Here is a 13,497-nt window from a genome sequence, read left to right on the forward strand (position 1 = left end):
TTCACCACAAAGCAGCCATTTTGGATGGATACACGGAAATAAAACAAAAACTCGGAGAAGGATCTGCTTCCGAAGCCACAGCTAAAATGATCGTGGGGAATTTGAAAATTTAACAACTAGAGGTTCGTATTTTTTACCACATAGAAACATAGAGCACATAGATTTACTGCAAAAAATTTAAATGTCAATTTCCGGAGACCTCAGTTCCGGGATAATGTGAATGTTTTACGAAATGTTGGTTCAAGACCCCATATAGGATAAAATAAATCAATGGCGGTTATATCCTTTAATCATAATGAATAGTACTTCTCAACCAAAAGGAAAAACCATATTCCGGATAATATTCAATTTCTTCCACCAGCCTTTTTTGTGAATCATACCGGTATTCAAACATCACCTCTTTTTGGGTATCGGAAATAGGGATGGATTTGGAAACTAGCAGTCCATCAGAATTATATCCATAATACCAATCCCGAAGAGGAGAATCCCCCTCTAATTGGCTTTTATACAACTTCCTTTTGACCCTGCCCAAAGAATCGTATTCAAAAATATAAATTTCAGCTAATTTAAGATTTCCTCCAAGGGTGACTTTTTATACCTGTCCTAGCTCATTGTATTCATATAACTCAAAATTATTTCCATTTCTTGTTATCTGTTTCAACTGATCAGCATCATTATAATGATATTGGAATACTTCCCAGGGGAATGCCTGATTTCTCAGAATGTTGACCCTTTTTTCGATAAGTAAGCCTTTCTCAGAATAAGTAAAAAAAGAAAATCCTGTGGTGTCTCTTTCCACACTCAATCCGACATTCACCAATTCTTTGCCCAAAGAATCATAAAAATGATAGGAATACCCGATCACTCTGCTACCTTGAAAATGGGTCTTATAACTTGGTAAGTTAGGATGAAAACCCACAGGAACAGCCTTTTCCAATATTCCAAGATTAAAGGTTGCCTCATTAGATAATGGTTCATCTTTACTTTGGACCAATTCACAGCCAGAAAATAAAATATATAATAGGACGATACTCTGATAAAACCTTTTCATAAGCGTATCCATTTAATTCCTACTCTACTAACTATTATTTATTAAAAAAGCAGTAGTTCTATTTTAGAAAGGTATAAAAAAACCGCAGAAATCATTTAAATGATTTCTGCGGTTTCGAACTAGATTTTGAATATTTCAAGCTTAATAGCCTATCAAGCCACCTGCAATTTTTTGAATTTAGACTTGTCAAACTGGTCTTGGGCATATTTTTCATCGATCACCAATTCCTTGATGGTATCATCGGAAGGTAATTCGTACATGGCATCGGTGATGATGGCTTCACAAATGGACCTTAATCCCCTTGCGCCGAGATTGAACTCTACTGCCTTTTCCACAATATAATCTATACCGCTTTCCTCAAATTGAAGCGTGACATCTTCCATGGCCAACAGTTTCTGATATTGTTTGACCAGGGCATTTTTGGGCTCGGTGAGGATGCTTTTCAAAGTTGCTTTGTCCAAAGGATCCAAATGGGTCACGACAGGAAGCCTGCCTATCAGTTCCGGGATCAATCCAAAAGACTTCAGATCCTGAGATGTTACATATTGAAGAAGGTTTGCCCTATCTACCTGTTTGCCTTCTACATATTTATTGAAGCCCATTGGCTGTGTATTCAGCCTTTTGGCAATATGTCTGCCTATGCCATCAAATGCACCACCGCAAAGGAAAAGGATATTTTCTGTATTGACCGCAATCATTTTTTGGTCAGGGTGTTTTCTTCCTCCCTGAGGGGGAACATTGACCACTGTCCCTTCCAATAATTTCAAAAGCGCCTGTTGAACACCTTCCCCACTGACATCACGGGTGATGGATGGGTTATCGGATTTCCTTGCGATTTTATCAATCTCATCAATATACACAATTCCTCTTTCGGCCGCCTCTACATTGTAATCCGCCGCCTGAAGCAATCGGGTTAAAATACTTTCCACATCCTCTCCTACATAGCCAGCTTCCGTTAGTACGGTCGCATCAGCGATACAGAAAGGCACTTCAAGGATTTTGGCCAAAGTTTTTGCCAAATAGGTTTTACCGGTACCGGTATCTCCAACCATGATGATATTTGATTTTTCAATCTTGATTTCATCTTCATCAAAGCCTTTTTGCTGCAATCTTTTGTAGTGGTTATAAACCGCCACTGTCAGTACCTTTTTGGCATCATATTGACCAATGACATATTGATTGAGGTATTCGGTAAGTTCTTTAGGTTTTTTGAGTTTAAACTTGGGGTTCTTGGTAGGTTTTTTGTTTTTCTCTTCTTCCCCCAAAATCTGATAGGCCTGGTCTATGCAAAAATTGCATATATGGGCCGATATTCCTGAAACCATCAGGTCAACATCTCTCTTATTTCTTCCACAAAAGGAACAGGTAACTTGTGCCATTATTTTGTTTTTCTAATCAATACTTCATCAATTAAGCCATATTCTTTGGCCTCAGGAGCTTTCATCCAATAATCCCTATCTGAATCTCTTTCGATTTCCTCAAAGCTCTTCCCAGAATGGTCAGCTATAATCTGATACAGTTCCTGTTTCATAGAAAGAATCAGTTTTAAGGAAATCTCCATGTCTTTGGATTGACCCTGCATGCCACCGGATGGCTGATGTATCATCACCCTGGAATGCTGTAGGGCAGATCTTTTGTCTTTTGCTCCTCCTGCCAACAATACAGCACCCATTGATGCTGCAATCCCGGTGCAGATTGTTGCCACATCAGGATTGATATATTGCATGGTATCATAGATCCCCAAACCTGCCGTTACAGACCCGCCTGGACTGTTGACATATAAAAGAACATCTTTTTTGGGATCGGTAGATTCCAAAAACAATAACTGAGCTGTAATGATATTGGCAATAAAATCATCTACTTGGGTACCAAGGAAAATAATCCTGTCCATTATCAATCTTGAAAACACGTCAATTTCCCGAAAATTAGTGGGTCTTTCTTCGATGACAGACCTGGTCATGCTTTCTACAAAAGTATTGTATTGGTCAAATGCATTGCCGCTGATGCCTCTACTATGCACGGCATATTTTCTAAATTCATTTCTATTGATCATAATTTAATTTTTATGTAATGTACAAAAATAAAAAAAGCCCTCACAAAAGGACTTTTTCTTAACAATTTTATCTGAGAATTAGTTTTCCAACAGTTCTTTGAATTTATCTATACTGATTTTTTCTTCCTTGATATTGGACTTTTCCTTCACAAAGGCCAGAACTTTTTCATTCTGTACAGATGTCAACATCTGCATGTAATTCTGACCGTCTTTTCCTTTGAGGTAATTGTGCACAAACATGTCCATACTTGCTTCCAACTGTGCACCAAGTCCTGAAGAGGCAAATTGCGCTCTGATCATTTCTTTTGTTTTTTCGATGACCTCTTCATGTTCTGCCTGAATGTTGTTGTCTTTGGCGATTTTGTTGGAAATCAAAGTCCAGGTCAATTGCTTGGCATAGATCGGATATTCCTCCTCTACTTGGTCTTCGTCCACTTTCCCATCATTGGCTTTGAGTAACCACTCTTTGAGGAATGTTTCAGGAAGATCGATATTTGCCTGTTCAACGAGCTTATCTTTGATTTTCTCATCACTGTAAACCCTGATTTCCTTATTGTAGTTTTCAGCCATAATCTCTTTGACCTTTTCTACCAATCCTTCTTCAGAATCCACTTGACCCTCACCGAAAAGCTTGTCAAAGAATTCCTGATTGAACTCTGCCAATTCAGTTCTATTGATATTCTGAACTGTAAAAGTGAAATCACCGGAAAGTTTTTCAACTTCCTCATCAGAAACGCCAACAGTTGTAGCGAGATCTTCTTCTATGGTTTTGGAAGGGTCAAATTCAACCACATCACCTTTTTTCAACCCAACAAATTTGTCTAGGGATTTAGATTCTACTTTCGAAAGTGCAAGTGAAAAAGTTTTTTCAAATGAACCGTCTGATGATTTTAGATCACCGTAAAGAAAGTCATCTTTTTCACTGATCTCAGGGTTGGTCATTTTGCCATATTGGCTCCTTAGGTTTTGAATGGCATCATCTACCTCTTTACCATCCATTTCCACGGAATAGGAAGTAGCATCTAACTTTCCGTCAAAGTCAACCTCAACGTTATCCACAAAACCTATTTTATATTGGAATTCAAATTCCTTTTGAGTATTCCAGTCGATTTTATCCGCATCTTCAATGATCGGAAGAGGATCGCCCAAGATTTTAAAAGTCTGCTCTTTGAGATAGTTGTTAAGGGAGGAAGAAAGGAGTTCGTTGATTTCTTCAACGAGAACAGAAGTTCCGTACATTCTTTTCACCATAGAGACAGGAGCTTTACCCGGTCTGAACCCTTTGATGGTGGCTTTCCTTGCATAGTCCTTCAGTTTCGCATCAACCTTTGGTTGATAATCTGCTTCATTTAATTTAATTTTAACAGAAGCTTGATTTGCTGCGTGCTTGTCTAATGTGATTTCCAATTTGCTTAATTTTGGTTTGATAAAATTTAAAAACCCTCAATCCCATTTCTTTTTTCGAAGGTCCTGCTCAGGGTCGAAATCGGAAAGTTGATTGAGGGCCGGAAAATGTGCGGATAGAGGGACTCGAACCCCCATGCCTTACGGCGCTAGATCCTAAGTCTAGTGCGTCTACCAATTTCGCCACATCCGCTTAATGTGGACGCAAAGGTAATAAGTAAAATTAAACTTGCAAAAATTGAATTGAAAATAACCTTATAATTATTCTGTAAAAACTAATCGACTTTCGTTGTTTAGTAAAAGTATTGCTTTAGCTTAGATTATATGATACAAGTAGATCTGGAAGAGGAAAGAAAGGAAATTATTAAGAGATACAGGAAGCTTCTCAAGATGGCCAAACCCATGTTGAAAGATGGGGATTCCAGAATTATCAAAAAGGCCTTTAATGTTTCCAACGAAGCTCACAAAGAAATGCGCCGCAAATCCGGTGAACCCTATATTTATCACCCATTGGAGGTTGCCCTGATTTGTGTGGAAGAGATTGGTTTGGGTACAACAAGTATTGTTTCTGCCCTGCTGCATGATGTCGTAGAAGATACGGATTGGGAACTGGAGGATATTGAAAAGGAATTTGGGCCGAAGATAATGCAGATAATAGATGGCCTGACCAAGATTTCCGGAGTATTCGATTATGGTACTTCTCAACAGGCTGAGAATTTCAGGAAAATGCTTCTGACCTTATCTGATGATGTCCGTGTGATCTTGATCAAAATTGCGGATAGGCTCAATAATATGCGGACGCTGGAAAGCATGCCCAGGCACAAGCAATTGAAAATAGCCTCGGAAACAATGTACCTATATGCTCCATTGGCACATAGGCTCGGTCTTTACACCATAAAATCCGAACTCGAAGATTTATACCTTAAATTTACCGATTCAGATACCTATCACTTTATTCTGACTAAAATCAACGAAACCAGAATTTCCAGAAATAAATTCATCAAAAGTTTTATTGCTCCGATCGAAGAAGAGCTAGAATTTCAGGGTTATAAATTCACCATTAAAGGAAGGCCAAAATCTGTTTTCTCTATCTATAATAAGATGAAAAAACAAAATATACCTTTTGAAGAGGTATATGATCTTTTTGCTGTCAGAGTCATTATTGAAAGCAATGTGGACAATGAAAAAGCTGATTGTTGGCAGGTATATTCCATCGTCACTGATTTTTATCGCCCCAATCCCGATAGGTTGAGGGATTGGATCAGTACCCCTAGAGCAAATGGATATGAATCGCTTCATACAACTGTGATGAGTAATACAGGTCAATGGGTTGAGGTTCAGATCCGTTCATCGAGAATGGACGACATTGCTGAGAGGGGATATGCCGCTCATTGGAAATACAAGGATAAGGAAATTGTTCAGGCCAAATCAGGTACAGGTCTGGATGATTGGATCACACAGGTGAGGACGCTATTGGAATCAAATGATGGTTCGGCAATCGAATTCATGGATGATTTCAGGGGGAATCTTTTCCATGATGAGGTATTTGTGTTTACCCCCAAAGGTGAACTGAAAGTGCTTCCTTTTGGGTCAACAGCTTTGGATTTTGCCTTTGAAATCCATACTGAGGTGGGAGCGAAGTGTATTGGGGCCAAAGTCAATCAAAAGCTTGTCTCGATCAATCATAAACTGAAAAACGGTGATCAGGTTGAAATTCTTACCTCCAACAAACAAAAACCAACCGAAGACTGGCTAAATTCAGTTGTGACCTCAAAGGCCAAGGCCAAAATAAAAGATGCGCTCAGAGAAGATAAGAAATCCACCGTGATGGATGGACGGGAAATCGTCCAAAGGAAACTGAAGCAGATGAAGATCGAATTTACTTCCGAAATCGTGGAGCAGTTGCGGGCATATTTTGAAACCAAAACACCCAATGAGTTTTATTATAAAGTTGGCAGAGGAATAATTGATGCCACCTCAATCAAAGGTTTTAAGGAGTTTAAAGAACAAAAAAAGAAAAAAGGAAAAGCAACCTATGAAAAAGTCAAAGATGAAACATCCTTTACCAAGGAAATCAAAAACCTAAAAGGACCAGAACACGACCAATTGCTAATTGGTGAAGATATGGATGTGGTGGATTATATTTTGGCAAAATGCTGTAATCCCATTCCAGGGGATGATGTTTTCGGATTCGTGACCATCAATGAAGGCATTAAAATACACCGGACTTCATGCCCCAATGCCTTGGAGCTCCTGTCAAATCATGGCAATAGGGTCATTAAGGCAAGATGGACCAGTCAGCAACAGATTGCATTCTTGGCCGGATTGAGGATTGTCGGGACAGACAGGGTGGGTTTGATCAATGATGTCACCAAAGTGATTTCAAATGAACTTAAAGTAAATATGCGATCTATTACAGTTGACTCGGACAGCGGACTCTTTGAAGGAACGATTAAATTATATGTTCACAGTACGTCACATCTGGAAAAAATGGTCGCTAACCTATCGAAAGTTGAGGGAATCATTAAAGTGACAAGGTTTGATTAAATAGCCGTTGTCAGTATTATCTGAATCTTTTCTAATTAAGAAAAGTTATATTTGCACCAAAACCAAGATACATGGCCCTTAACGAAACCCTTTTTGAAGAGGTAAAGAAAATTTTCACTGCATACCTGGAAAACAAAAAGCTGAGAAAAACACCGGAGCGATATGCCATTTTGGAAGAGATTTATGGCAGGTCAGGGCATTTTGATGTTGAATCCCTGTATATCAGTATGAAAAACAAAAATTACAGGGTTAGCCGGGCAACAGTGTACAATACGCTGGATCTATTGGTAGAATGTGACCTTGTGACCAAACATCAGTTTGGACAGAATCTCGCTCAATTCGAAAAATCGTATGGGTACAAGCAGCATGACCATTTGATCTGTGTAGAATGTAACCAAGTGAAAGAATTTTGTGATCCGAGAATACAGAATATCCAGAATACAGTGGGAGAAATCCTCGAATTCAAAGTAATGCACCATTCCTTAATTCTTTACGGAAGCTGTCAAATTATGAACTGCGAAAACAGACCTAAAATATGAAATTAAAATACAGAATTAAAAAAGAAGCAAAGGCTCATTTTTTATACTTGACCGGGGATTTGATAGGCGATGATATCGGTCCAAAATTAGTTGAATTTGTATCTGATGCTGTCAATGATAAAGTTATGGTTTTTGTGGTGGATCTTTCAAAGGTAAGGTATATCAGTTCGAGCGGGATAGGTCTTTTGATTACCATGCTGACCAAAATGAGGAATGCGGGAGGCGATGTGTACCTGACTACCCCTTCAGAACATGTCAAAAAGCTTTTGATCATCACCAAGCTCAATAATATTTTTACAGTTTTCCCTACCATGGAAGAAGCAATGAAAGGATTGGCCTGAAAACCAAAAAAAATTACCTCAATTATTATTTTGCCGAGGTACAGTTTTGATTTATAAAATAGCAGGTTCTTTGATGGGATTATTTTATTGCAAAGAATAAATCCCTTGTTTTTCTTGCAATTCATTATCCTTATTCCAAATTTCACGCCTCAAAAAGACTTTAATTTAAGAGTTGATTTTACAGGAAATGAAAATGGATATTTTATTAGGCCTACAATGGGGCGATGAAGGTAAAGGTAAAGTGGTGGATGTTTTGGCACCACAATACGATGTGGTAGCCAGATTTCAGGGTGGACCCAATGCTGGGCATACTTTGGAATTTGATGGCATTAAGCATGTACTGCATCAGATACCTTCAGGTATTTTTAGGGAAAACATTCTCAATATCATCGGTAATGGTGTTGTACTTGATCCCGTGATTTTGAGAAAGGAAATCGAAGGCTTGCGGAAGTTTAACATCTCCTTTAAGAAAAACCTATTTGTTTCCAAAAAAGCAACAATCATTATCCCGACCCATAAGCTTTTGGATGCCGCTTATGAAAAATCAAAAGGTGATAAAAAAATCGGCTCTACATTGAAGGGTATTGGCCCAACCTATCAGGATAAAATAGGAAGAGTTGCTTTGAGGGTCGGGGATATATTGGCTCCTGATTTTGAGGATAGATACAATGTCTTGGTGGAAAAGCATAAAACCATTCTATCTTTCTATGAATTTGATTTGATACAATTACCTGAATTGGAAAAAACCTTTTTTGAGGCAGTTGAATTTTTCAGAACCTTAAATCTGGTAGACAGTGAGTATGAAGTGAATGGCTACTTGGATACCGGAAAAAAAGTTCTTGCTGAAGGTGCACAGGGTTCATTGTTGGATATTGATTTTGGAAGCTATCCTTTTGTGACTTCCAGCAATACTATGGCTGCAGGGGCCTGTACAGGTCTGGGAGTAGCACCGTCTAAAATCGGCGAGGTTTTTGGGATTTTCAAAGCATATTGTACCAGGGTAGGAAGTGGGCCTTTTCCAACAGAGCTATTCGACGAGGACGGAGAAGCCATGAGAAAAGAAGGCAACGAATTTGGTTCGACCACCGGCAGACCCAGAAGGTGTGGTTGGATAGATTTGCCGGCACTGAAATATTCGATCATGATCAATGGCGTGACACAATTGTTTATGATGAAGTCAGATGTGCTCAATATTTTCGAAGAAATAAAAATCTGTACCCATTACGAATTGCCAAATGGTACCAAGGTGGACAGACTTACCTATGAATTGAATACCCAAGATGCCAAACCTATCTATAAAACTGTCCGCGGTTGGCACACCTCATTGGCTGAAGCCAGTGACTATGATAAATTTCCAGTTGAACTGAGGAATTATGTCAGTCTATTGGAAGATGAACTTGGAGTACCTATTAAAATGGTCTCGGTCGGTCCTGATAGAAAACAAACTATTTTAAGATAATAAGATTAAGACCTCCTAATTGGAGGCTTTTTTTTGTTTTGAAACCATAAATTTGGATTTTAAATTGTCGCCCAAGCAATTCATCATTTTTTTTATTTACTTAAATTCATAATTTACGCTTTCGATTTTAATTATAAAGGGAGAGAAGTAATAACAGTGGACAAAGGGATAAGTAATTGGATTTGGAAGATCTGCATTATTATGATGCTGTATTTTCCATTTTTTAATTTTACAGATTCTAATGCCCAGGTTGGATTCCCCTATTGTGAAGATTTTCAGGACAGTTCAACCCAAAGCGCAACGGTATTTGGTGGGAGTGCCAGATTAGTGAGTGGAGTATTGAGATTGACTGATGCCCAGCTAGAGCAGAATGGATATATTTATATTGACATACCTTTTCCTTCCGCATTTGGTATCAAGACATCATTTGAGTTTTTTGTTTATGGAGGAAATGGGGCCGATGGACTTACGGTATTTTTGTTTGATGCAACCATCCCCAATTTCAGACCAGGCGGGTTTGGAGGATCTCTTGGATATGCCCAAAGAGGTCAAACTTCGGGTTTAACCGGTGCATACCTTGGAATAGGACTTGATTCCTTTGGGAACTTTGGTATTTCAGGCGAAGGAAAAATCGGCGGATTTTTTGGAGGAGGCACTACTCTTTATCCAAATAGCATCGTGGTTAGAGGTGCCGGTACCGGCTTAACGGGCTATCAGTTTGTTACCGGTAAATGGACAAACAATGAAGGGGAATTTGGTCTTCCTGCCGCAGATAGATTTCCACTTGAATCTGGAGGTGTCGGTTCTGCGAGGGTGACAGATCCTAATATTCCCGGTTATAGAAAATTATTTGTTGATTTGGAGCCTCACCCCGGGGGTGTTGGATATTCTATTTCTGTAGATCTAATGGTTACCACCACTCCCGGAAATCCGAGAATGGTAAAAGTATTTGATGAAACGGATTATATTTTTGAGGCACCTGAGAATTTAAAAATAGGCTTCGCTGCATCCACAGGTGGGCTGACTAATATACATGAAATCAGAAATTTACAGGTAGAAGTTTCCGATCAGGACAGGCTGGAAAATCCTACAGGAACGGATATTGATGACAAGGCTTCCTGTGAAGGGCAGGAAAACACCTATGAAATTACCCGGGAAGAAATAACGCTCCCTAATGAGGGGTCTTCTATTAGATGTCTGCAATTGTATGGATCATTGGATGAGATAGAAGCTGAAGCAGATGATATTTGTTCCCAAGGTAGGTGTAGGCCCGAAAACAGGGAAATGGTTTTGCCGCAGGGTACTTTTAGGGCAGCTGATGAAGGTGGTAGCTTTACCTTTTTTCCAAATTTTGGATTTGTAGATGAGACAGTCGAAATATACTATACTGTCACAGATAATTATGGCAAAACTTCTTCAGGAAATTTTATCCGCCTTTTGATTCAGGAATCCCCCGAACCGGTTAATATTACCGGACAGGGTTTAGATGAAGAGGAAAACGAAATCAGACTTTGTGAAGGTGACGGGATTTTACTCAGTGCTGTCGGGGAAGAAGTCTATGTAAGATTTGAATGGTTCCGTGATGGTGTATTGATCCCGGATTCTGATTACTCGGAATATTTTGCTGATCAAGCAGGAGAATATACAGTTACAGCATACAATTCAAAAAGTTGTCCTACAGAATCGGCGGAATTCAAACTTATCAATCCTGTCTTTCCAAATCTGAATATTGAAAACCCCGTGGTGGGCTGTACTCCCGGGATGACCTTGGATGTAAGGGAATTTATTGCTGACTATAATGATGATGATTTTGATTACAGGTTGGAAACTCCCCAAGGTCAATTTTTGGTCAATGATGAGATGTCCTCAGTAGGTCTTTCAGGACCTTATGAAATTAGTATAAAACACAAAGACCTTGAATGTTGGTCTGACCCTGTTGTTTTTGACCTGATTATTGTTTTGGAGCCTTTGAATTCAAGGTTTGAGTATGAAGTGGATGGAACAGGTATCACCGGAGATGAAGGAGGCGGAATATTTATCGATGACCCTATCAGGTTCAATGACCTTTCCACAGGTGGTGCGATTGCTTGGAATTGGGACTTTGGTGATGGGAATACGAGCAATGAACAATCTCCTGTACATGTTTTTGGAAAAAAGGGAAACTTTCTGATCAAATTGACAATCACCAATCAGTTTGGATGTGAAGATACTTTCGAAATGGAACTTCCCTTGACCCGGTCTTTCAGGGTAATGTTTCCAACAGGTTTTACCCCTACATTGTCTGAAAATCAATTTTTCAGACCAAAAACAAAGGGAATTGTAAAAATGGAGATGTTGATTTTCAATCTCTGGGGCAATATGCTTTTCAGAACGGATGACATCAATACAGAAGGATGGGACGGTAGAGTCAACGGGGAACTAATGCCTTCCGGCAATTATGTTTACAGGATCAATATGGAGTCTATTGATGGTGATAAGATTGAGGAAAACGGAAAATTTATATTGATCAGGTGATATGAAGAAGGTGATATTAATGGTGAATTTGCTATTAGTGTTCGGATTTTCCCGGGCGCAGGATGTTCAGTTTTCACAATTTTACGCCTCACCCTTATACCTAAATCCTGCATTCGCCGGAAGTTCTGAAATGACAAGACTGGGTATAAATTTCAGAAATCAGTGGCCAGCTTTGGATCACACTTTTGTTACATTTTCAGCTTATGCCGACCATTTTATTGAGGAAAAAAATTCAGGAGTTGGTATCATAATTAATGGAAGCCGGGAGAACTTGGGTAATTTGCAAAACACAGAAGTAGGCCTGGTATATTCCTATAGAGTAAGATTGGGGGAATCAGGATATTTGCATATGGGTGTTCAGGGAAGTTGGGCGACAAGGTCAGCGAGTTTTGATGAAGTGGTACTCAGCACCCAATTGGATATCAATCGAGGAATTGTAACTCCCGGGGGAAATGGAGGAGCAATTCCTGACGATAGACAGCGGAGTTTTACTGATTTTCATTCTGGGATGCTTTATTATAATAATAGGTTTTGGTTTGGCGTTTCAGGGCATCACCTTACTCGGCCCAATATTTCCTATTTGGAATTTGACAGGGATAGACTCCCAATCAGATATTCGGCACACGGAGGCGTAAAATTTGACTTGGCCCCAGGTGGCATCAATGATTATTTCAACAATACCCAACAGGAACGGACTTTCTCATTGGCATTCAATTACAAAAGGCAAGGGTTCTATGATCAGTTGGATTTTGGAATGGAGCTGTATTTCGAACCTGTGATTTTTGGGCTTTGGTATAGGGGATTTCCTACCAGGATTGGTTTGCCAAACAATGAAGCATTGATAGGATTGATCGGGTTTTCTCTGCAAAATGGAATTGACCTTGGTTACAGCTATGATTTCACCCTTTCCCAGTTGGGTTGGAGAAACTCCGGGGGAGCTCATGAAGTATCTATGAGGTATTCATTTGTTGATCAATTCCTGAAAAGGAATTCCCGTCAACGAATGCCAACATTTAAATATTAAAAAGTATCTAGGCCAGTCTTATTTTTTTCTCCTTGAAAATCAGCGTACTTTATCTTTTTGTTAAATTATTATTAAATCTGCTTTTGCAAATGAGAAAAAGTGTTGCACCTTTGCAATCCCAAACGACGGGCACCTAAATCAAAATCCCCCAATTTATTCGGATTGATAGATTCAAAAACAGAAAATAAAAAGTAAATTTTAAAAATCTGTTTTTGAAAGAATAAAATTTTGAATTACCTTTGCAGTCCTGTTTAAAAAAGCGGGCACCTAAAATCAGCTGAAAAAGTTCAGTTGGGACAGATTAAAGAAACGGCAACGGCCGTCACTGACGTGGGAAAGACCAGGTCAAAAGTTCATTGAAATGTTGAAGACAAAACGAATGAGAATCTGTTCTGATCTGTAAAGAGAAAGTTCGGAGGATAATAATGGAAAATAAACGGGGCAGGAAACATGCCACCTGAAAAACGGTGGCGAAACAAACTATACAATGGAGAGTTTGATCCTGGCTCAGGATGAACGCTAGCGGCAGGCCTAATACATGCAAGTCGGACGGCAGTGGGACCAG

The 13,497-nt window shown here is 39.2% G+C and carries 11 protein-coding genes, 1 tRNA gene and 1 rRNA gene; 7 read left to right on the forward strand and 6 right to left on the reverse strand.

The features are described from left to right. Nucleotides 1–286: 286 nt before the first annotated feature. From ACEW8O_RS12720 to ACEW8O_RS12745, 6 genes are all read right to left on the reverse strand, one after another. On the reverse strand, nucleotides 287–532 hold the full coding sequence (locus tag ACEW8O_RS12720) for a hypothetical protein (RefSeq protein ID WP_373495004.1): 246 nt from the start codon (nucleotides 530–532) through the stop codon (nucleotides 287–289). Nucleotides 533–592: 60 nt separating this feature from the next. After that, complete coding sequence (locus ACEW8O_RS12725) at nucleotides 593–1,051, reverse strand: hypothetical protein (RefSeq protein WP_373495005.1); 459 nt, start codon at nucleotides 1,049–1,051, stop codon at nucleotides 593–595. A 152-nt stretch (nucleotides 1,052–1,203) separates the two neighbouring features. Next, the gene (gene clpX / locus ACEW8O_RS12730) at nucleotides 1,204–2,430 is read right to left on the reverse strand and encodes an ATP-dependent Clp protease ATP-binding subunit ClpX (RefSeq protein WP_373495006.1); all 1,227 of its coding nucleotides are present in this window, start codon (nucleotides 2,428–2,430) and stop codon (nucleotides 1,204–1,206) included. After that, nucleotides 2,430–3,104, reverse strand: a complete 675-nt coding sequence (locus tag ACEW8O_RS12735) for a ClpP family protease (protein ID WP_373495007.1) — start codon at nucleotides 3,102–3,104, stop codon at nucleotides 2,430–2,432. Before ACEW8O_RS12735 ends, clpX begins: the two co-directional genes overlap by 1 nt. A gap of 78 nt (nucleotides 3,105–3,182) precedes the next feature. Continuing rightward, complete coding sequence (gene tig, locus ACEW8O_RS12740) at nucleotides 3,183–4,511, reverse strand: trigger factor (RefSeq protein ID WP_373495008.1); 1,329 nt, start codon at nucleotides 4,509–4,511, stop codon at nucleotides 3,183–3,185. A gap of 108 nt (nucleotides 4,512–4,619) precedes the next feature. Beyond that, nucleotides 4,620–4,701: transfer RNA gene (locus ACEW8O_RS12745), tRNA-Leu, on the reverse strand. A 131-nt stretch (nucleotides 4,702–4,832) separates the two neighbouring features. On the opposite strand from ACEW8O_RS12745, the gene ACEW8O_RS12750 reads away from it, so the two are divergent. The 7 genes from ACEW8O_RS12750 to ACEW8O_RS12780 all read left to right on the forward strand — a co-directional run. Then, a complete protein-coding gene (locus ACEW8O_RS12750) occupies nucleotides 4,833–7,055 on the forward strand; it encodes a bifunctional (p)ppGpp synthetase/guanosine-3',5'-bis(diphosphate) 3'-pyrophosphohydrolase (RefSeq protein ID WP_373495009.1) in 2,223 nt (740 codons plus the stop codon). A 71-nt stretch (nucleotides 7,056–7,126) separates the two neighbouring features. Further along, a complete protein-coding gene (locus tag ACEW8O_RS12755) occupies nucleotides 7,127–7,594 on the forward strand; it encodes a Fur family transcriptional regulator (protein ID WP_373495010.1) in 468 nt (155 codons plus the stop codon). Beyond that, nucleotides 7,591–7,935: an STAS domain-containing protein gene (locus ACEW8O_RS12760; protein WP_373495011.1), complete on the forward strand. Its 345-nt coding sequence runs from the start codon at nucleotides 7,591–7,593 to the stop codon at nucleotides 7,933–7,935. Before ACEW8O_RS12755 ends, ACEW8O_RS12760 begins: the two co-directional genes overlap by 4 nt. Nucleotides 7,936–8,122: 187 nt before the next feature. After that, nucleotides 8,123–9,394 (forward strand): adenylosuccinate synthase, encoded by a 1,272-nt coding sequence (locus ACEW8O_RS12765; protein WP_373495012.1) that lies wholly within the window; start codon nucleotides 8,123–8,125, stop codon nucleotides 9,392–9,394. Between the two features lie 201 nt (nucleotides 9,395–9,595). Then, complete coding sequence (locus ACEW8O_RS12770) at nucleotides 9,596–11,908, forward strand: PKD domain-containing protein (protein ID WP_373495013.1); 2,313 nt, start codon at nucleotides 9,596–9,598, stop codon at nucleotides 11,906–11,908. A gap of 1 nt (nucleotide 11,909) precedes the next feature. After that, nucleotides 11,910–12,932 carry a type IX secretion system membrane protein PorP/SprF gene (locus ACEW8O_RS12775; RefSeq protein ID WP_373495014.1) on the forward strand — a complete coding sequence of 341 codons (1,023 nt, stop codon included), beginning with the start codon at nucleotides 11,910–11,912 and terminating at the stop codon, nucleotides 12,930–12,932. A 484-nt stretch (nucleotides 12,933–13,416) separates the two neighbouring features. After that, nucleotides 13,417–13,497 (forward strand): 16S ribosomal RNA (locus ACEW8O_RS12780); the annotation flags it as partial.

This window comes from Aquiflexum sp. (assembly GCF_041749095.1).
Lineage (GTDB): Bacteria > Bacteroidota > Bacteroidia > Cytophagales > Cyclobacteriaceae > Aquiflexum.